Genomic DNA, 19,090 nt, shown 5'->3' on the forward strand with positions numbered 1-19,090 from the left:
AGAGGGGCGCAACCTAACCCGATCCCGCTTAATTACGCTTTAAAGGTCAGGGTTAAACAGACCTTGCCGGAAAAGAGAGAACGTCGCGCAAGTCTTTGAATTTTTATTGGAAACTTCCTGACAGATTTGGCGGTGGCCCGCCGCTGCCGGCGCGCCGACTGGTTTGCCGGGGGAGCCGCAAGAATCATGAGCCGCCTGTTTCCGATGACCCGTTTCGTTCGCCGCGCGGGAAAAGACCAGCGCGGCCAGGTGCTGGTGCTGTTCGCGCTGGCCGCCATTCCCATGGCCATACTCATCGGTATCGCGGTGGATCTGGGCCGCGCGCACGCCTTGCGGCAGAAGCTGGTTCACGCGGTCGACGCCGCCGGTCTGGCGGCGGGGGTGAGCGGGTCCGATGACGAGGAGGAGCTGACCGGGATCGCCGATGATTTCCTGAAGGCCAATCTGACGGCGGGCGAATATGCGCAGGTCGAGAATCTGCAGCTGACGCTGACCGACGAGACCATCCATGTGGACCTCGACGCCGCCTCGGTTCCGATGATCCTGGACCTGATCAATGTCTATCGCATCCCGCTGGGCGTGGAGGCGGACATCGTGCGCGAGACGAAACGGCTGGAAGTCGCGCTGGCGCTGGACAATACCGGTTCGATGAGCGGCGGCGGCAAGATCGGCGCGCTGCGCAACGCTTCGTCCGACCTGGTCAATATCCTGATGGGGGACGAGGACGAGCACCCGCTGGTGCGCATTTCGGTGGTGCCATATGTGACGACCGTCAATGTGAAAAGCGCCGGCTATTCCTCAGGCTGGATCGACTGGGACGCGAGGGCGGAGCATCACGGCGAGAATTTCGATACCTGGTCGGCCGGCCCCGCGCGCGTCAGCTTCGACGGGCATACCTATAATCTGAGCAATGGCGACCGGATGCCCCACGGCGCGCTGTTCGGGGCGCTGGGACAATCCTGGAAAGGGTGCGTGGAAGCGCGGGCGGCGCCGTTCGACGTCACGGACCATTCCCCCAATTCCGCCAATCCGGACACGCTGTTCGTGCCCTATTTCTGGCCGGACGAACCGTCCAACGGCGGCGATTACCACAACAATTATCTGGGCGATGATTCCGATTATGGCAGCACGCCGGCCGAGCAACAGCGCAATCTTCAGAAATATGTCGACGCCTTCTATGGCTCGCTGGACGTGCCAAGTTTCGATGAATGGCCGTCCAACACCAATGGCCCGAACATGTCGTGCGCGCGTCCGCTGCTGCCGCTGACCAATAACAAGGAAGCCATTCTGGGCGAGATCTCGGCGATGCAGCCCTGGAACGGGTCCGGCACGAACGGCGCGATCGGTCTGTCCTGGAGCTGGCGGGCCTTGTCGCCGTCCGCGCCGTTTACCCAGGGCGGCGATTATGACGACCCGGATGTAAAGAAGGCGCTGGTCCTGATGACGGACGGCGAAAACCAGATTCATGGCGGCTGGGACAGCCACAACAAGTCCAACTATTCCGGATATGGCTATCTGTCCGAGATGCGGCTGGGGACCAATAACCGGAACACCGCGAAGGGGCGGATCAATGACCGCATGTCCACGCTTTGCGAGAATATCAAGGCGGAGGGGATCACCATCTACACGATCACGTTCCGTCTCAGCTCGGGCGACCTGAAAGACGTGTTCCGGTCCTGCGCGACCTATCCGGAATATTATTTCGACTCCACCTCCAACGGGGAGCTGGAAGAGCATTTCCAGACGATCGCCAAGCAGCTGACCGAATTGCGCATCGCGCATTAGGCCGGTCGCGATTGAAGGCAAAGAAAAAGGGCGGCCTCCCGGGGCCGCCCTTTTTCAAGTGATGGAGCCGCCGGCGCGGATCAGTTCTCGCCGCCGCCCTGGGCCTGGGTCGCGCCGCCGCTAACCTTGGCCTGCTGCTGCGAGACGCGGGCCTGATACCAGGTGTCGTCGTCGCCGATGGTCGGTTGGTCTTCGCACCGTCCGGCGCAGCTATAGGTGTAGCGCACCGGGCCGCGATGAACCGAGACCGCGGAGCCCGCGCCCTGGTCGTCGACATGCGTGACCATGATATTGGTGGAATAGATCGTCTCGCCGTATTCGTTGAGGGCGATCAGGTTCGTCTGGCCGTAGGTCTTGCCGAAAACGAACAGCAATCCGTCGTCATGGATCACCGCGTCGGCAATCAGCGGATTGCCGATCACCAACGTCGCGGCCGAATTGGCCAGACGCACCGGCTTGGCCTGGTCGATTTCGACCCGGACCTCGGCCGCTTGGGCCGCGGTGGCCGCGGCGGCGCACAGCGCCGCGCCGGCGAGGCCGGCCGTGAAGAGGGTTTTCATATGCCCGCGCATGACTTTCAGTCCTTTTACCGCACGTCTGCTTTGGGCGCAGGCATAACGCGCCATGCGTGAAGGAAACCCTAAATCGGACTGAAAATCGTTCACGTTCTTAAGCATCCCTTTAAGCGGGCTGAAAGGGATTGCGTGTCTAATCGCCGCTCACGAACGGGTATCGAGAGGGCGTCACGATGAGCCAAACCCAGGAAAACATAGCGGACCCGATGGCGGACCGCGCCGGATCGCTGCGCGCCTTCGGGCCGTTTGCGGAAGCCGCCGAGGCCCCGCTCCAGCGTCTGGCGCAGGCGGCCGAATGGCGCCAGGTGGCGCCGGGGCAGGCGTTCGAACTGCCGGCCAACGCGGTTCTGGCCTGTGTCAGCGGCATGGTCCGGCTGATCGGCGGGGCCCGTTTTCAGGATGTTCCCGGCGGCGAGATGCGCTTTCTCGAAGAGGCCGTCGCCCGGCGCAGCGTTCCCGCATACGCGGGCGCGGCGCTCTATGAATCCATTTTTGCGGTGATCCCGGCGTCCGCGATCGCGGACGAGGCCGCGCGCGGCCGGTCGCTGGCCGCGCCGCTGGCCGCCTGGTTCGCCAGCCGCCTGATCCGCGAGGAGCGCGGCGATGACGAAAGTCCGGCGCGCAAGCTTTATGGCCAGCTGGCCATGCTGGCCCAGCCGAACGGCGCGGACGGTTTCTGGAAGATCGCCAAGATGCCCCGTCACCGCGAACTGGCGTCCGGCGCGGGCATGAGCGAAGAGGACGCGGCCAACGCCGTGGCGCACCTGATCTCCACCGGCGTGGCGCGGCGTGATTTCCCCGGTCTGGAGATCCTCGACTATGAGTCACTAAGACGTTTAGCGGTTACCTGAAAATTTTAAGCATCACTTTAATTGCCCGCTAACTATCGAATTTAACTCAGAAATAATCTGGCTTGCGTAAAGTGACTGACAGTTCAGGGGGGCTATGAATGGAAAAAGCTCCTGGACCTAACAGTGTCGCTAGCTGCACATGGGAGAGACCAAATGACGAAATTTTTCTCGAAGTTCGCCAATGACGAATCCGGCGCCACCGCCATCGAGTACGGCCTCATCGCCGCTCTGATCGCGGTCACCATCATCGGGGCCGTCAGCCTCGTTGGTACGAACGCCGGCACGACGTTCAACAGCGTCGCGAACAACATGGGCTAATCCTTTAGCCGGATTGTTTGACGAAAGGGCCGCTCCGAAAGGGGCGGCCCTTTTGCTTGTTAAGCAGATTTTAGACGATGACCGCGTAACGCCTTGCGGTCATGCGCCTGACCTTTCTCTCTGTGATCTTCGTCTGGCTGGCCGCTTCGGCTTCATTGCTGCTGGCCCGCGCGGGCAAGGCGATGCAATTCAACCTTCCGGGGCCGGACGACCAGATGCGGCTGCTGCAGCTGCGGGAATGGCTGGGCGGCCGCGCATGGTGGGACCTGACCCAGCCGCGGCTGGGCGTGGATGGCCTGGTTTTTCACTGGTCGCGCCTGCCGGATCTGCCGCTGGCGATGCTGACCTTCCTGTTCACGCCGTTTCTGGGGCCGCTGGGCGGGCAGGGGGTGGCGGTGACGCTGTGGCCGCTGATCCTGCTGCTGGTTCTTTTCCTGGCGGTTTCTTTCTCGGCCGCGGAGTTCCGGCTGGGTCGCGCCGCCCCGGTGATCGCCGCGATCCTGCTGATCACCGCCTATCGCAGCGTTCACCAGTTCGATCCGGGCCGCATCGATCATCACAATATCCAGATTGTCCTGGCGGCGGTTTCCCTGTTCGGGGTTCTGGGCGCGTATCGGCGCGCGCGCTGGGCCATTCTTCCGGGGCTGTCCGGCGCGGTGGCCATCGCGATCGGGGTGGAGGGGGTTCCCTATGCGGCGGCGGCGGCGCTGATCCTGGCGCTATCCGCGCTGGATGGCGGGCGGCGTTCGCGCGATACGCTGGCGCTATACGGCCTGACGCTGTCGGGCGCGCTGGGGCTGCTCTATCTGCAAAGCGGTTTGTGGCTGGCCGGTCATGCGCAGTCCTGCGTGGCGTTTTCCAATGTTTATCTAAGCGCGGGGATTCTGCTGGGCGCGGGCTGCGCGGCGTGCGCCTTTGTTTTCCCTCGGCTTGGCGACTGGCGCTTGCGGCTGGCCGCGGGGGCGGCGATTGGCGCGGCGGCGCTGGCGGCTTTCCTGGCGCTTTATCCGCATTGTCCCGCCATGGCCTGGTCGCCGGAGGGGCGCAATCTGACCGCCGACGGTTACGAAAGGGATCTGGCCCGGCTGTGGCTGGGCGGCATCCGCGAGACCCTGAACGCGGCGGAGATGGCGCGGCGCGACTATGGCCTGCTGTTTATCACTTACGGTTTCCCGCTGGCCGGGCTGGTTGCGGCCGGGCTGCTGGCGCGCGCGCGGCCGGATCTGCGCCCGCAGGTCATGGCCTGCGCGATTTTCCTTGGCGTCGCGTTCCTGATTTCCGTGTTCCAGAACCGCGGCGCGATGTTCTCTCAAATGCTGGCGGTTCCGCCGGCGGCCGGATACCTGACCCATCTATTGAGCCATGCGCGGCGGCAAAAAGGCGCCGCTTACGCTCCGCTCGTGGCGGCGGTCATCGCCCTGAACGGGATGACCTATATTCTGCTTCCCGGCGTTTTGCCCGCGTCTGACAGTGAAAGAACAAGAGAGGCGGACGAACAGGCGGCCCATGATGCCTGTGTCGCGCCAGAGGCAATGAGCGATCTGGCGGAATTGCCGCCCGGCCGCATCGCGGCGCCCATCAATCTGGGCCCGTTCCTGCTGACCCATACGCCGCACAGCGTTCTGGCCGCCCCCTATTCCACCAATCTGGATGGCTCCATCGCCGCCTACGCCATTCTGGCTTCGGAGCCGGCGGAGGCGCTGGAGCGCGCGCGGATGCTGGAGGTCGATTATATCGTGACCTGTCCCGGCGCCAGCGAATCCGGAAAGATCGGGCGGCGCTATCCTGAAGGGCTGATGCCGCGGCTGGAAAATGGCGAGACGCCGCCGGGGGTCAGGCCGGCGGGAGGGGCGGACGGCCCCCTGCGCGTTTACCGCCTGCAAGACTGATCCGGACCGCGCGGCGACAACGTCTTATCAAAATCTAACAAACTGCTTCGGATGCGGGGCCATTAGTCATCCGATCTTAACCTGCACTGTTGGACAATCGGGATAAGGATTTATCAAACCTGTTTCGGGCGGGCCGATGCTGTCTTTTCTACCGGTTCTGGTGTTTCCGCTGCTGATGGCGGCGGCGGGGGTTCGCGATGCGATCTCCTACACCATTCCCAACTGGATGCCGCTGGCGCTGGCCGGGGTTTTCCTGGTCGCCGCGCCGCTTGCCGGGCTGGGCTGGGCCGCGATCGGCCTGCATCTGGCGGTCGGTTTTGGCGCGCTTTTCATTGGCATGGCGATGTTTGCGCTGGGCTGGCTGGGCGGCGGCGACGCCAAGCTGTTCGCCGCGGCGGCCCTGTGGTTCGGCTGGCCGGGCGTGGTGGCTTTCGTGCTGGTGACCGCCCTGTTTGGCGGCCTGTTCACGGTGCTTCTGCTGATGGCGCGCAAATATGCGCCGCCCCGGCTGATCGGCGCATGGCCGAACGAGCTGTTCCAGCAGGATGCGGCAATTCCCTATGGCGTCGCGCTGGCTCTGGGGGCGCTGACCGTGTTTCCGGGCAGCGAAATTTTTGCGGCGGGGGTGGCGGCATGACACCCGGAATTAACCATGCCTTGAGGGATTTCTGTTGTTTACGGGTAAAGGCCGACATGCGGCCTGAAGAGGGTAAGGGGTAAAAGATGGCGCCGGCTCGTATTGCAGTTCTTGTGCTGGCCGCTCTGTCGGCGATCGCCGCCGTGGTGCTGATCCGCGCCATGTCGGGCGGAGGCGGCGACGATCCTGTGCAGCCGGCGGCCGCGCCGCCGCCGCAGGCCGAGACCGCGCGCGTCCTGGTCTCCACCGCCGACATGGAAGTCGGGCACCGGGTGACCGAGGCCGACCTGACGTGGCGCGAATGGCCGGAAGACGCCATTCACAGCTCCTTCCTGACCCAGAGCCAGCTTCCGGACGCCAAGGAAGACTATGTCGGCGCGATCGTGCGCGTCGAGGTCGCCGAGGGCGAGCCGCTGAACGGCAAGAAAATGGTCAATCCGGGCGCGGCGGGCTTCATGGCCGCGGTGCTGGAGCCGGGGATGCGCGCCATCGCCGTGCCGATCTCCGCCGAAACGGGCGCGGGCGGGTTCATTCTGCCCAATGACCGGGTGGACGTGATCCTGACCCAGCAAACCCAGATCGATGACGGCCGCTCCATGCGCGAGCAGCATGTCAGCCGCACGGTTCTGCAGAATGTGCGCGTGCTGGCCATCGACCAGACCTTCAAGGAGGTCGGCGACGATCAGGTGGTGGTCGGTTCGACCGCCACGCTGGAACTGGCGCCGGCCGAGGCCGAAACCCTGACGCTGGCCGAGGCGATGGGCGACATCGCCCTGTCGCTGCGCAGCGTCGCCGATATCGCCTACACGGGCCCGATGCGCAACGAGAACAGCCTCAACCGCGTGGCGTCTACGCCGACGGTGCGGGTGATCCGCTACGGCAATACCCGCCAGGTGTCGGTGCAGGAGAACTAGGACATGTTTGTACGCCGAATTCTCGCCGCCCTCGTCGCGGCCTCACTGTTTGCCGGGGTGGCCGCCGCTCAGGAGCCGATGCGCGTGCGCATCACCGGCCCGGGCGACGGCGCTTTCAGCGACTCCATCGACCTGCCGCTGAACAAGGCGGCGGTGGTGGAGCTGCCGCGCGATGCGCGCGATGTGCTGGTCGCCAATCCGAATATCGCCGACGCCGTCATCCGCACGCCGCGGCAGGTTTACCTGCTGGGCATGACGGTGGGCAAAACCAATGTCTTCTTCTTCGACGGCAACGGCAACGAGATCCTGGACCTGGAAGTCAGCGTCGCGACCGATGTCAGCCAGCTCCAGTCCATGCTGGACCGCTATATCCGCAACGGCAATGTCCGCGCGGAAGCGGTGGACGACCAGATTGTCCTGACCGGCGCGGTGGAATCCGCCGCGACCGCCGATCAGGCCCTGAAACTGGCCCAGCGCTGGGTCGAGACGCCGGAGAGCGTGTTCTCCATGGTCTCGATCAGCGGCAACGAGCAGGTGATGCTGAAGGTCCGCGTGGTCGAGATGCAGCGCACGGTGCTCAAGCAGCTGGGCGTGAATATCGACAGCACGACGAATTTCGGGGAGTTCGTGCCCCCGGTCCGCGCGCAGGCGATGGACGATACCGGCGCGCCGATACTGGGGCCCAATGGCGATCCCATTCTGGAGGTCATCCAGCCGGGCCGATTCCGCAATCAGCAGACCTACGGCACGGATAATGGCTACGCGATTGCCGGCCGCGCGCTGGGCGGGCTGGCTGCCGGGCTGAACGCCACAAACTTTGTCGACGGCGTCCTGCAAAGCTCCATCAGCGCGCAGCTTGATGCGTTTGAACGCGTCGGCATTGTCCGCACGCTGGCCGAGCCGAACCTGACCGCGATCACCGGCGAAGCCGCCAATTTTCTGGCGGGCGGGGAGTTCCCGGTGCCGGTGGGGCGTGACGACGAAGGCAATATCCTGATCGAATTCAAGCCCTTCGGCGTTGGCCTCGGCTTTACGCCGCTGGTGGTGTCCGAGGACCGCATCTCGCTGAAAATTTCTACGGAAGTGTCGGAGCTGACCAATCAGGGCGCGCTGACCTTCCAAGGGTCGACCGTGACCAATGACGAAGGCCAGACCTTCGTGGTGCCCGGCCTGACCATTCCGGCGCTGAACGTGCGCCGGGCGGAAACCACGGTCGAACTGCCCAGCGGCGGTTCGCTGGTGATGGCGGGGCTGATCCAGGAAGAGACGCGGCAGAACCTCGAAGGCCTGCCGGGCGTCAAGGATATCCCGGTGCTGGGGCAGCTTTTCCGTTCCCGCGACTATGAATCCCAGGAAACCGAACTGGTGGTGATCGTGACGCCGTACCTGGTCAATCCGACCAGCGCGGACCGGCTGCAGACCCCGGCTGATGGATATCGCACCGCGCCGGACGCCAACACGATCCTGCTGGGCCAGCTGAACCGCGTCTACAAGGCGCCGGGCGCCGATGTCGAGGGTCAGGCCTGGCGCGGTCCCTACGGCTACGTAATGGAATAGGAGGAGATCAGGATGAAACGCTCTGTCTCCCGCATGAAACTGATTGTTCCCGCTCTTGTCGGACTGAGTCTGGCCGCGTGTGAAACCACGGTGCACGAGCAGAAGTTCGATTTCGCGTCCGACCGTTACGCCCCGCAAGTGGTTCAGGTGGACGAAGCCTATGACTTCGCCCCGGCCTCCTATGCCGGGGGCATGAGCCCGTCCGACCGTTCCATGGTGGCGCGCCAGATGGCGATGTACGCCCAGTCCGGCCGCGGCTCCATGGTGGTGTCCTATCCGCGCAATTCCGACAACGCCAAGGCCGCCGCCGAGGCGCTGGCCGAGATGCGGGCCATGGCGCCCGCCTATGGCGTCGATCCGGCCTATATTCAGGCCCAGCCCTATGAGGCTTCGGGCCAGAACCGCGCGCCCATGTCCATCCGGTTCGCCCGGCTGGAGGCGAAAATTCCCGAATGCGGGACCAACTGGGCCAGTCTGACCAAGACCGCGATGAACGAACCGCACCCGAATTTCGGTTGCGCGGTGAACGCCAATATCGCCGCCATGGTGGCCGATCCGTCCGACTTGATCGGCCCGCCGCCGCCGATGGGGCCGCCGGATCCGGGCCGCCGCGCCGCCGTGCTTGAAGCCTACCGGGCGGGCGAGGCGACCGGCGCCGAACGCGCTGATAACGAAACCGGCACAGTCAGCAGCGCAGTCGAATAGGGACCGGCCATGAGCGAAGCATATTCCTACGACGCGGACGAACTTCTGGAAGCCGCCGATATCGACGCATCGGATGAGCGCGACCCGTACGATCCCGGCATGCCCGAGGACGGCGACGCCCGGGCGGGCGGCGCTGCGGATCTGGATGATTTCGGGGATTTCGAGGATGGCCTGCAGGGCGAGGCGGAGCATCCGGTGCTGCCGGACATGTCCAGCTTCGACAATGGCGCCCCCACCGACCAGCCAGTGCCGCGCATCGCCATCCAGGCGTTCTGCGAACGGCCCGAGACCGCCAAGCTGATCCAGCGCTCCGCCGGCGACCGCCGTCTGGCCAAGGCGCAGGTGACGGTGAATATGGGCGGCCTTCCGACCGCCATCGAGACGTTCCACGACAAGTCCACGCCGCACCTGATCATCGTCGAATCCGGCATGCAGGGGCAGGGCCTGTACAGCCAGCTGGATGAGCTGGCCTCGGTCTGCGACCCGGAAACCAATGTCATCGTGATTGGCGCGGCGAACGATATCAGCCTGTACCGCGAACTGATGCGCAAGGGCGTCAGCGAATATCTGGTGCCGCCGCTCAGCCCGGTTCAGCTGATCTCCTCCATCGCCGGCATCTATGTCGATCCGGAAGCGCCGTTCGCCGGCCGCACCGTGGCCTTTGTGGGCGCGAAGGGCGGGGCGGGCAGCTCCACCATCGCTCACCATGTCGGCTGGTGCATCGCTGAGAACGCGCATGTGAACGCCACCATCGTGGATCTGGACCTGCCGTTCGGCACGGCGGGGCTCGACTTCAATCAGGACCCGACGCAGGGCGTCGCCGATGCGCTGCGCGAGCCGGAGCGTCTGGACGATGTTCTGCTGGAGCGGCTTCTGTCCCGCTGTACGGACCGCCTGACCCTGTTCTCCGCGCCCGGCACGCTGGACCGCGAATGGGAAATGGATGCGGCGGCCTATGAGCAGGTGATCGACACCGTTCGCCGATCCGTCCCCTATGTCATGCTGGATATTCCGCATGGCTGGAACCGCTGGACCCGCAACACGCTGCTGTCGGCGGACGAGATCGTGGTGACGGCGACGCCGGACCTGGCCTCGCTCCGCAACGCCAAGAATCTGTTCGACCTGGTGCGCGCGCAACGCCCCAATGACGGACCGCCGAAAATTGTGCTGAACCAGGTGGGCGTGCCCAAGCGGCCGGAAATCCCGGTGAAGGATTTCTGCGAGGCGCTGGGCGCGGAGCCCTGCCTGGTGCTGCCCTATGAGCCGGCAATCTTCGGCGCGGCCGCCAATAACGGCCAGATGGTCAACGAGATGCGCGGCGACTCCAAGGCCGCCGAAGGCATGCTGCACCTGGCGCGGGTGATCACCGGGCGGCATGTCGAATCCAATTCGAAATCGCTGTTTTCCAAGCTGCTAGGCCGGGGCTGACATGTTCGGCAAACGGACCGGGACGACGGGCGGAACAGCGGCGGAAGCGCCGCGTCCCGCCGCGCCGGAAGAAAAAAAGGAAGAGCTGGCTGACGCGATGGCCGAGGCGAAGGCCGCGGCCCCCGCGCCGGAAGCCCCGCCTGCGCCCAGAAAACCCGCCGCGCCGGCGCCTGCGGCGCAGCTGGGCGGACGCAAGGCCGCCGCGCGCCGGGCCTCCATCGCGCCGGAACCGCCCAAGCCGCGCCCCAAGCGCCAGCCCGTCGAAATCGGTGAGCGCTCGGACGAATATTACGCCATCAAGACGACGATCTTTAACGCCCTGATCGACACCATCGATCTGGGCACGCTGGCGCAGCTGGACCGGGACGCCGCGGCGGAGGAAATCCGCGACATCGTCACCGAGATCATCTCGATCAAGAATGTCGTCATGTCGATCGCCGAGCAGGAGCAACTCCTGCAGGACATCGTCAATGACGTGCTCGGCTACGGCCCGCTGGAGCCGCTGCTGGAGCGCGACGATATCGCCGACATCATGGTCAATGGCGCGCACCACGTCTTTATCGAGACGGGCGGCAAGGTGGAGCGGACCAATATCCGCTTCCGCGACAACGGCCAGCTGATGAATATCTGTCAGCGGATCGTCAGCCAGGTCGGCCGGCGGGTCGACGAAAGCTCGCCGATCTGCGACGCGCGTCTGGCCGACGGATCGCGGGTGAACGTCATCGCCCCGCCGCTGTCGCTGGACGGGCCGACGCTGACCATCCGGAAATTCAAGAAAGACAAGCTCCGCATGAAGGACCTTGTCGAGTTCGGCTCCGTCTCGCCCGAGGGCGCGAAAGTGCTGGGCGTGATCGGCGCATCGCGCTGTAACACGCTGATCTCCGGGGGCACGGGCTCGGGCAAGACGACGCTGCTGAACTGCATGACCGGCTATATCGACCCGGCCGAGCGCATCGTGACCTGCGAAGACGCCGCCGAATTGCAGCTGCAGCAGCCACACGTGGTGCGCCTTGAAACCCGCCCCGCCAACCTCGAGGGGCAGGGTCAGGTCACCATGACCGATCTTGTGAAGAACTGCCTGCGGATGCGTCCCGAGCGGATCATCGTGGGCGAGGTGCGGGGACCGGAATCCTTCGACCTGTTGCAGGCCATGAACACCGGCCATGACGGCTCGATGGGCACGGTTCACGCCAACTCTCCGCGCGAGGCGCTGTCGCGTCTGGAATCCATGATCACGATGGGCGGGTTCAACCTGCCGTCCAAGACGATCCGGGAAATGATCGTGGGCTCCATCGATGTGGTCATTCAGGCCGCCCGCCTGCGGGACGGGTCGCGGAAGATCACCAAGGTCACCGAGGTTCTGGGCATGGAGGGCGACGTCATCGTCACCCAGGACCTGTTCGTCTACGAAATCGAAGGCGAAGATGCTCAGGGCAATATCCAGGGCAAGCACCGCTCGACCGGCATTGCCCGTCCGAAATTCTGGGACCGTGCGCGCTATTTCGGGCTGGAGCAACAGCTCGCCGCGGCGCTCGACGCGGCGGAGGGCTAAGGCGCCATGGACGGCATGATGCTCTATCTGGTCGCGGGTCTGGCCTTTCTCTCGGTCGCGGGAGTGGGCTGGGTGTTCGCGGGGAATAGCGGCGGCATGCAGAAGAAGCGCGTCAAGGCGGTGTCCGGCGACGTGACGTCCCGCGTGGTGCGCAAGAAGGGTCAGGTCTCCGCGCTGGACCAGGCCGCGCAGCGGCGCAAGCAGGTCCAGGAAACGCTGAAGGACCTGGAGGAAAAACAGAAGAAACAACGCAAGCGCAGCCTGACCATGAAGGCCAAGCTGGAGCAGGCAGGGCTGGGGATCAGCGTCACGACATTCTATCTGGCCTCGCTGGGCTTTGGCGCGATGGTGGCCGCGGTGCTGTTCCTGCAGGGCCGGCCGCTACTGATCGTCGGGGCGGTGACATTTGTCGCGACGCTGGGCCTGCCGCGCTGGGTTATCGGCTTCTTGCGCGGGCGGCGCATGAAGAAGTTCGGCGCCGAGTTCGTGAACGCCATCGATATTATCGTGCGCGGCGTGAAGACCGGCCTGCCGCTGGGCGAATGCCTGAAGATCATCGCCTCCGAAGTGGCCGATCCGGTGGGCTCCGAATTCAAGCGTCTGGTGGATAATTCCGCGGTCGGCGTGCCGATTGATGAAGGCCTGGCGCGCATGTATGAGCGCATGCCGCTGCCGGAGCTGAACTTCTTTTCCATCGTGCTGGTCATCCAGCAGAAGACGGGCGGCAACCTCGCCGAGACGCTGAACAATCTGTCCGTCGTGCTGCGCGCGCGGAAAATGATGCGCGAGAAGATCAAGGCGCTGTCGTCCGAGGCCAAGGCCTCCGCCATGATCATCGGTTCGCTGCCGCCGCTGGTGATGCTGATCGTTCACCTGACATCGCCCGATTATATGGGCCTGATGTTCACTGAGCGGATGGGACACATGATGCTGCTGGCCGGGGCGACCTGGATGGGGATCGGCATTTTCATCATGAAGCGCATGATCAACTTCAAGTTCTAGGGAGACGGCATGGATTTCCTCGCAGACCTCGCCAATGTCGTCGCCGATCCTACGAACCTGATCAGCGGTCTGGCCGCGATCCTGGTGTTCGCGACCGTTTTCACGATTGTCGGCCCGATGCTTCAGGGCGACCGTTTCGCCGGGCGCCTGAAGGCGGTTTCCACCCATCGCGAACAACTGCGCCGCAAGAGCCGCGAAGCGATGCAGGCGGAACGCAAGGGCGGCATCCGGAAGGCCGAGTCCAAAGGCCTGATGCGCGATATCGTGGACCGGTTGCAGCTCCAGAAACTGCTGGAAGACCCGAGCCTGAACGGCAAGCTGGAACAGGCCGGGCTGCGCGGACAAACCCCGGTCGTGACCTTCTATTTCGCGCGCGCCATTCTGCCGATTGTCCTCTGCGCGGGGGCCGCGTTTTACCTGTTCTTCGTCAACAGCCACGAATTGACGACGCTGCTGCGCATCTGCGCCTCCATCCTGGCGCTGGGGATCGGCTTCTATCTGCCGGGGTTGTGGCTGACCAATCTGGGCCAGAAGCGCCGCGAGTCCATCATGGGCGCGTTTCCGGACGCCCTCGACCTGCTGCTGATCTGCGTCGAAGCGGGCATGTCCATTGAGGCGGCGTTCCAGAAGGTGGCCTCCGAGGTTGGCAGCCAGTCCATGGAGCTGGCCGAGGAGCTGCACCTGACCACCGCCGAGCTGGCCTATCTGCAGGAACGCCGCAAGGCCTACGAAAATCTGGCCCGCCGGACCAACCATCCCGGCGTGAAGGCCGTGGCGACGGCGCTGGTGCAGGCGGAGAAATACGGCACGCCGCTGGGCAGCGCCCTGCGCGTGATGGCGAAGGAAAACCGCGATATGCGGGTGGCGGAAGCCGAGAAGAAGGCCGCGGCCCTTCCGGCCAAGCTGACCGTGCCGATGATCGTGTTCTTCCTGCCGGTGCTGTTCATCGTCATCCTCGGCCCGGCCATCATCCGCTTCCAGCAGATGTGAGAGCTGGCGCGCCGCCTCGAAACAGTTGCATCGAAAACGCCGCCCTTGCGTCAGGGGTGTGGGAGGCGTAGCGCGCTGCTGATTTGAAGTCCCTTCTCCCCTGTGGAGGGGAGAAGGTGGCCCGGAGGGCCGGATGAGGGGAGGCGTTGGAGGCAGGCGCTTTGTTCTGAGAGCCTCCCCCTCACCCTTTCGCGCAGCCAATCAGAGATTGGGCGCTCAAAACCCTCTCCCCCTCTCGGGGGCGAGGGGACTTCTTTTCTTCTTCAAATAGCTCCCGGAATCCGCGTGAGCGGATGTCCGGGACCCAGTCTCCGCTGTCTCTGGACCCCGGATATTGGCTGCGCCAATTCCGGGGACTCTCGGGGCGAAGGCGACATACACCGAAAGCTCCGCATGGCCTTGCCATCGGAGGTTCGGGTGATCCTCCGGGCGAGCCGGAGGGTGAGGGGACGGCGCGTGTCGCAAGACGCAGGCCTATGGGTAGTGTTTTTTTGTTCGCGACCTCACGAACACGCGCCGGGCGGCGTTTGACCTGCCTGACCGGGTGGGTTTGCGGCCGTTTTCCTCCGCAGTTCCCGGCGACAGGCTGGAGACCAATAGCGGAGGGTCAAGTCCGCGCCGGCTCCAGCGCCGCGTTCGATCCGTCCCATGCGACCTGAGCTCATGGCCCCTCGTGACGGCGAACAGGGAGGATTATGGGGGAGGTTGGCGCCCGGTCTGATATTTAATGATGGGCGCCCGCTTTTCTGGCCCTTCGAGACGCCGCGCCTTTGGCGCGGCTCCTCAGGGAAAGGGTGATATAAGCGTTTGAAAAAGTAGAAACTTTATTCCGGCCCTTAGCCTGAGGAGCCCGCAAGGGCGTCTCGAAGGCGGGGTCAGAAGCGCGGGTGTTTACCGAGGAAAAGCGGCGGAGTTTACCCGCCGCGCATGTCGTCCCAGCTGCGGGTGCGGGTGAGCATGGAGCGGATATAGTCGATATTCGCCGCGGCGGTGCCGGCGGGCACATCGATCAGGGAGAGGTTGCGGGCCTCGTCGAACTTGCCTTGCAGAGCCAGGACCAGCGCCAGATTCTGCCGCGCCTCGGCGGGCGGGTTTTCCTGCGCGGTGGCCTTGCGGAGGAGGCGCTCCGCCTCGGCCGGCTGGCCGGAGAGCGTATAGCTCATCGCATAATTGGAGAGGATGCGCGGGTTCTCGGGCGAGAGCTGCAGTGCGCGGCGATAGGCGTCCTGCGCGGCCGGATAATCGCCCATCAGGTCATGGGCGATGCCCAGAACCGACCACGGGCGCCAGTCGCCGGGGGCGACGGCGGCGGCCTGTTTCAGGGGGTCAATGGCGGCGGGGGCGCGGCCCTCTTCCAGCCGGGCCGAACCGAAGGCCAGCAGCAGCGGGGCGTGGCCGGGATAAAGGGCGAGAGCCTGTTCGGCCACGCTTGCGGCCTTTTCCGGATTGCCGATCTGGCGCAGGGCGCGGGAGAATTCCGTCGCCGCCTGCTTGTCGGCCGGATTGAGTTCGTATTCGCGGGTCCAGAAGGTGGCGCGCTCCAGCGGCGGGCGCTGTTCCATCGCCGCGCGGGCGGCGGGCGTGGCCGGCGCCGGGGCCTGTTGCGCCGCTGCGGTCTCCGGCATGGCCGAGGCTTTTTCGTCGCCGGAGGTGGTGGCGCAGGCGGCCAGCGCCATGCTGAGAGCGAGGATCGAAATACGAAGCATGAAACCGCGCCTTTCGTCGTGCGATCTGCAGAGTTCGGGGCGCAGTTTGCTGTAACCGGTTCAAGAATGCGTTAACAATGAAAGCGTCCGCGCAGGCGCCTATATGGCGGTTATCAAGCAATCCGAGAGGCCAATTCCCTTGTCCGACATCATCCTGACCGAAGCGCCCGCCCATGCCGTTCCCATCCATCCGGTTCGCAAGGACGGTCTGGAAGACTGGCTGAACGCGCAACCGGCCCCGGCGGCGGCCTTTGCCCGCGCCGCGGGGTTCAAGGCGGGCGAGGGGGAGATCCTTCTGTTCCCGTCGCAGGACGGCGCGCTGGAGCGCGTGGCGCTGGGGCTGGGGAGCAGCGGCGATCCGTGGCTGTTTGGCGGCGCGGCGGCGGAGCTGCCGCCCGGAGATTACCGCGTCGAGGGCGCGGTGGACGGCGTAACGCCCGACGAGATCGCGCTTTTCTGGCTGCTGGGGACCTATCGCTTCACCCGCTACAAGAAGAGCGAGCGGAAAGACCCGCGCCTGGTTGCGCCGGAGGGCGCGGACCTGGACGAGGTGCGGCGGCTGCAGAAATCGACCTTCCTGGCGCGCGACCTTGTGAACACGCCGGCCGAGGATATGGGGCCGGACGCCCTGCAGGCGGAAGTGGAGCGCGTGGGCAGGGAGTTTGGCGCGGGGGTGACAACCATCGTTGGCGACGATCTGCTGACCGAGAATTTCCCGATGATCCATGCGGTCGGACGGGCGGCGGCGAAGGCCAAGGCGCCGCGCCTGATCGATTTGCAATGGGGCGATGAGAGCGCGCCGAAACTGACGCTGGTGGGCAAGGGGGTTTGCTTTGACACGGGCGGGCTGAACATCAAGCCGGCCTCGTCCTCCCGCCTGATGAAGAAGGATATGGGCGGGTCGGCCAATGCGCTGGCCACGGCGCGGCTGGTCATGGACGCCGGGCTGAACGTGCGGTTGCGCCTGCTGATACCGGCGGTGGAGAACAATATCGACGGCGGCGCCTATCGCCCCGGCGACGTGCTGACAAGCCGCAAGGGGCTGACGGTGGAGGTGGATAATACCGACGCGGAAGGCCGGCTGGTCCTGGGCGACGCGCTGGCGCTGGCGGCGGAGGAAAACCCGGACCTGATCATTGATTTCGCCACCCTGACGGGCGCGGCGCGCGTGGCGGTGGGGCCGCAACTGGCCCCTTACTATACCGATTTCCAGGACCTGTCGGACGCGCTGGAAAGCGCGGCGGGCGAGATGCGCGACCCGGTATGGCGGATGCCGCTGCACAAGCCCTATTTCGAGATGCTGGATAGCCCGATCGCGGACATGGTGAATTCCGCCTCCGGCGGGTTTGCCGGCTCAATCACCGCGGCGCTGTTTCTCAGCCGGTTTGCCGGCGAGGGGCCGTGGATGCATTTCGATATTTATGCGTGGAATCCCGACGCCCGTCCGGGCCGCCCGCCGGGCGGCGAGGCGCAGGGCCCGCGGGCGGTCTATCGCATGTTGAAGGCCCGTTATGGCTGAAGAATTGGACCCCCGCGTCACGCCATTCCGCGCTGATCTTGCGGCGGCCTCCCTGAAAGGAAAGGTCGAGGCCGCGCGCTATGCGGAGCCTGTGCGCAAGGCGTGCCGGGTCCCCGCCGCGCCCATCGTGAAAGCGCCGGACGGCGAGGCGGCGATGGATGACCAGCTTCTGTTCGGCGAACGGTTCGATGTCTATGAGGAAAAGGACGGCTGGGCCTGGGGGCAGGCGGCGGGCGATGCCTATGTCGGCTATGTCCGCAGCGGCCATCTGGGCGAGGCCGGGGCCGCGCCGGACCGGCGGATTACCGCCCTGCGGACCTATGCGTTCTCCCGCCCCGATATCAAGTCGCGCCCCGACAGGTTGTTGAGCCTGAATGCGAAAATCGCGATCGCGGAAGAAGAAGGCCGGTTCGTGCGCGACGCGGAGGCGGGCTGGATTATTGCCGCGCATGCCGGGGCGCTGGACGAGACGGTCAGCGACCATGCCGCCGTGGCCGAGCAATTCCTGGGCGCGCCCTATCTTTGGGGCGGCAAGGAGAGCCTGGGGCTGGACTGTTCGGGGCTGGTGCAGATGAGTCTGGAAGCCGCGGGCGTGGCCGCGCCGCGCGATACGGACATGCAGGAAGCGGCGCTGGGCCGGGACGTGGAAACCGATGAGGCCGTGTCAGGCCTGAAGCGCGGCGATCTGGTGTTCTGGCCGGGCCATGTCGGGATCATGCTGGACGAGACACGTCTGATTCACGCCAACGCGCATCACATGATGACGGCGATTGAGCCCCTGCGTGAGGCGGTGGATCGCATCGGCGCCAAGGGAACGCCGCTCGGCCGGATCAAGCGGGTCTAGAGAAACAGGCGCTCTTTGAGGTTCGGGGTCTCCGCCAGGTTGCGGCGGCGGCGGTCCGTGAAGTCGATTCGGGCCTGGCGGCGGCGGCGGCAGGGGCCGACATAGGTGTCGCTGACCACGAAGGGGCGCGGCTTGAACAGCGCGCTGACCACCTTGTCATAGACCGAGGCCGGGGAAACCGGCTTGGTGAGAATCTCCGTGGCGCCCGCGTCGCGCAGCATCAGGACGCGCTTGCGGTCGGTGTGGGCGGTGCACATGACGACCGGCATGCGCTGATCGGCGCCGCGCATGTCGTGGCGGATTGTCTTGAGGAAGGCGTGGCCGTCCATCGGCTCCATCTGCCAGTCGGCGATGACCAGATCGAAATCGAACTCCTTGATCATCGCCAGCGCGCGCTCGCCGTCCGGCGCCTTGTCGATTTGCGATACGCCGAAGGCCTTCAGCATGGCGGTCATCAGTTCGAGCATGAAGGCGCTGTCGTCGGCGAGCAGCACGGAGGCGGATTCCAGCCCCTTCTGAACGAGCTTCTCGTCTAGATCTTTCGAAGCGTTGGCCATCGGTTGTCCGCCCAGATTTCATAGTGCTACGCCGCACGGCTAGCGTTTCGCGCGGACGGGTTTCAAGGCCGGCCGCCAGTCAGAGCGAAACGACAAAACCCGGGCGGCGTCGCTTGTCCGTTGGCGCGCCGTACGACGCGGTTTCGTGAAAAGAACCCTGAGCAGTGGCGCGCGCGCGCAAAAAAAAATCACGGCCCTCTCGACGAAGGCCGTGATCTTATGCGTTTCGCGTTTCCGAACGGTTACCGAAAAGCGCGGCTT

General features: G+C 65.0%; 17 protein-coding genes. 14 read left to right on the top strand and 3 right to left on the bottom strand.

Translation table 11 applies throughout. The features are described from left to right. Positions 1-186 precede the first annotated feature (186 nt). On the top strand, positions 187-1,785 hold the full coding sequence (locus tag H2040_RS08485; protein WP_287156766.1) for a TadE/TadG family type IV pilus assembly protein: 1,599 nt from the start codon (positions 187-189) through the stop codon (positions 1,783-1,785). Positions 1,786-1,865: 80 nt separating this feature from the next. Here H2040_RS08485 and H2040_RS08490 read toward each other — a convergent pair whose 3' ends face one another. Next, positions 1,866-2,345 carry a pilus assembly protein N-terminal domain-containing protein gene (locus tag H2040_RS08490; RefSeq protein ID WP_161624643.1) on the bottom strand — a complete coding sequence of 160 codons (480 nt, stop codon included), beginning with the start codon at positions 2,343-2,345 and terminating at the stop codon, positions 1,866-1,868. Positions 2,346-2,533: 188 nt separating this feature from the next. Between H2040_RS08490 and H2040_RS08495 the strand changes: the two genes are divergently transcribed. The 11 genes from H2040_RS08495 (at position 2,534) to H2040_RS08545 (ending at position 14,203) form a co-directional block, all read left to right on the top strand. Then, positions 2,534-3,211: a cyclic nucleotide-binding domain-containing protein gene (locus H2040_RS08495; RefSeq protein WP_287156769.1), complete on the top strand. Its 678-nt coding sequence runs from the start codon at positions 2,534-2,536 to the stop codon at positions 3,209-3,211. Positions 3,212-3,364: 153 nt separating this feature from the next. Further along, a complete protein-coding gene (locus H2040_RS08500; protein ID WP_022699252.1) occupies positions 3,365-3,529 on the top strand; it encodes a Flp family type IVb pilin in 165 nt (54 codons plus the stop codon). 101 nt (positions 3,530-3,630) lie between these two features. Then, positions 3,631-5,418 (top strand): hypothetical protein, encoded by a 1,788-nt coding sequence (locus H2040_RS08505; RefSeq protein WP_287156772.1) that lies wholly within the window; start codon positions 3,631-3,633, stop codon positions 5,416-5,418. Positions 5,419-5,554: 136 nt separating this feature from the next. Continuing rightward, positions 5,555-6,055 (top strand): A24 family peptidase, encoded by a 501-nt coding sequence (locus tag H2040_RS08510; protein ID WP_287156773.1) that lies wholly within the window; start codon positions 5,555-5,557, stop codon positions 6,053-6,055. 86 nt (positions 6,056-6,141) lie between these two features. Continuing rightward, a complete protein-coding gene (gene cpaB, locus H2040_RS08515; RefSeq protein ID WP_027068601.1) occupies positions 6,142-6,969 on the top strand; it encodes a Flp pilus assembly protein CpaB in 828 nt (275 codons plus the stop codon). A 3-nt stretch (positions 6,970-6,972) separates the two neighbouring features. Then, positions 6,973-8,526 (top strand): type II and III secretion system protein family protein, encoded by a 1,554-nt coding sequence (locus tag H2040_RS08520; protein ID WP_022699256.1) that lies wholly within the window; start codon positions 6,973-6,975, stop codon positions 8,524-8,526. A gap of 12 nt (positions 8,527-8,538) precedes the next feature. Continuing rightward, a complete protein-coding gene (locus H2040_RS08525) occupies positions 8,539-9,231 on the top strand; it encodes a CpaD family pilus assembly protein (RefSeq protein WP_287156775.1) in 693 nt (230 codons plus the stop codon). A gap of 9 nt (positions 9,232-9,240) precedes the next feature. Then, a complete protein-coding gene (locus tag H2040_RS08530; protein ID WP_287156776.1) occupies positions 9,241-10,659 on the top strand; it encodes an AAA family ATPase in 1,419 nt (472 codons plus the stop codon). A 1-nt stretch (position 10,660) separates the two neighbouring features. Then, positions 10,661-12,211, top strand: a complete 1,551-nt coding sequence (locus H2040_RS08535) for a TadA family conjugal transfer-associated ATPase (protein ID WP_287156777.1) — start codon at positions 10,661-10,663, stop codon at positions 12,209-12,211. A gap of 6 nt (positions 12,212-12,217) precedes the next feature. Then, positions 12,218-13,213 carry a type II secretion system F family protein gene (locus H2040_RS08540; protein ID WP_022699260.1) on the top strand — a complete coding sequence of 332 codons (996 nt, stop codon included), beginning with the start codon at positions 12,218-12,220 and terminating at the stop codon, positions 13,211-13,213. 9 nt (positions 13,214-13,222) lie between these two features. Further along, complete coding sequence (locus H2040_RS08545; protein WP_022699261.1) at positions 13,223-14,203, top strand: type II secretion system F family protein; 981 nt, start codon at positions 13,223-13,225, stop codon at positions 14,201-14,203. 914 nt (positions 14,204-15,117) lie between these two features. Here the strand turns inward: H2040_RS08545 and H2040_RS08550 are convergent. Continuing rightward, positions 15,118-15,909 carry a tetratricopeptide repeat protein gene (locus H2040_RS08550; RefSeq protein ID WP_287156783.1) on the bottom strand — a complete coding sequence of 264 codons (792 nt, stop codon included), beginning with the start codon at positions 15,907-15,909 and terminating at the stop codon, positions 15,118-15,120. 139 nt (positions 15,910-16,048) lie between these two features. Here H2040_RS08550 and H2040_RS08555 point away from each other — a divergent pair, with 139 nt between their 5' ends. Both H2040_RS08555 and H2040_RS08560 read left to right on the top strand, forming a co-directional pair. Beyond that, entirely contained in the window at positions 16,049-17,428 is a 1,380-nt protein-coding gene (locus tag H2040_RS08555; RefSeq protein ID WP_287156785.1) for a leucyl aminopeptidase family protein, read from the top strand. After that, a complete protein-coding gene (locus H2040_RS08560; protein ID WP_287156796.1) occupies positions 17,421-18,272 on the top strand; it encodes a C40 family peptidase in 852 nt (283 codons plus the stop codon). The genes H2040_RS08555 and H2040_RS08560 overlap by 8 nt, the downstream gene beginning before the upstream one ends. On the opposite strand, the gene H2040_RS08565 is transcribed toward H2040_RS08560, so the two are convergent. Beyond that, positions 18,269-18,829: a response regulator gene (locus tag H2040_RS08565; RefSeq protein ID WP_022697543.1), complete on the bottom strand. Its 561-nt coding sequence runs from the start codon at positions 18,827-18,829 to the stop codon at positions 18,269-18,271. The genes H2040_RS08560 and H2040_RS08565 overlap by 4 nt on opposite strands. Between the last annotated feature and the right edge of the window lie 261 nt (positions 18,830-19,090).

It is taken from the genome of Euryhalocaulis sp., from assembly GCF_013911995.1.
Taxonomy (GTDB): domain Bacteria; phylum Pseudomonadota; class Alphaproteobacteria; order Caulobacterales; family Maricaulaceae; genus Euryhalocaulis; species Euryhalocaulis caribicus.

Bases quoted from the DNA above. Each gene is read 5' to 3' on its own strand.
- H2040_RS08520 (WP_022699256.1), top strand. From the start codon at position 6,973: ATGTTTGTACGCCGAATTCTCGCCGCCCTCGTCGCGGCCTCACTGTTT.
- H2040_RS08500 (WP_022699252.1), top strand. From the start codon at position 3,365: ATGACGAAATTTTTCTCGAAGTTCGCCAATGACGAATCCGGCGCCACC.
- H2040_RS08525 (WP_287156775.1), top strand. From the start codon at position 8,539: ATGAAACGCTCTGTCTCCCGCATGAAACTGATTGTTCCCGCTCTTGTC.
- H2040_RS08505 (WP_287156772.1), top strand. From the start codon at position 3,631: ATGCGCCTGACCTTTCTCTCTGTGATCTTCGTCTGGCTGGCCGCTTCG.
- H2040_RS08510 (WP_287156773.1), top strand. From the start codon at position 5,555: ATGCTGTCTTTTCTACCGGTTCTGGTGTTTCCGCTGCTGATGGCGGCG.
- H2040_RS08535 (WP_287156777.1), top strand. From the start codon at position 10,661: ATGTTCGGCAAACGGACCGGGACGACGGGCGGAACAGCGGCGGAAGCG.
- H2040_RS08530 (WP_287156776.1), top strand. From the start codon at position 9,241: ATGAGCGAAGCATATTCCTACGACGCGGACGAACTTCTGGAAGCCGCC.
- H2040_RS08545 (WP_022699261.1), top strand. From the start codon at position 13,223: ATGGATTTCCTCGCAGACCTCGCCAATGTCGTCGCCGATCCTACGAAC.
- H2040_RS08490 (WP_161624643.1), bottom strand. From the start codon at position 2,345: ATGAAAACCCTCTTCACGGCCGGCCTCGCCGGCGCGGCGCTGTGCGCC.
- H2040_RS08540 (WP_022699260.1), top strand. From the start codon at position 12,218: ATGGACGGCATGATGCTCTATCTGGTCGCGGGTCTGGCCTTTCTCTCG.
- H2040_RS08560 (WP_287156796.1), top strand. From the start codon at position 17,421: ATGGCTGAAGAATTGGACCCCCGCGTCACGCCATTCCGCGCTGATCTT.
- H2040_RS08485 (WP_287156766.1), top strand. From the start codon at position 187: ATGAGCCGCCTGTTTCCGATGACCCGTTTCGTTCGCCGCGCGGGAAAA.
- cpaB (WP_027068601.1), top strand. From the start codon at position 6,142: ATGGCGCCGGCTCGTATTGCAGTTCTTGTGCTGGCCGCTCTGTCGGCG.
- H2040_RS08565 (WP_022697543.1), bottom strand. From the start codon at position 18,829: ATGGCCAACGCTTCGAAAGATCTAGACGAGAAGCTCGTTCAGAAGGGG.
- H2040_RS08495 (WP_287156769.1), top strand. From the start codon at position 2,534: ATGAGCCAAACCCAGGAAAACATAGCGGACCCGATGGCGGACCGCGCC.
- H2040_RS08550 (WP_287156783.1), bottom strand. From the start codon at position 15,909: ATGCTTCGTATTTCGATCCTCGCTCTCAGCATGGCGCTGGCCGCCTGC.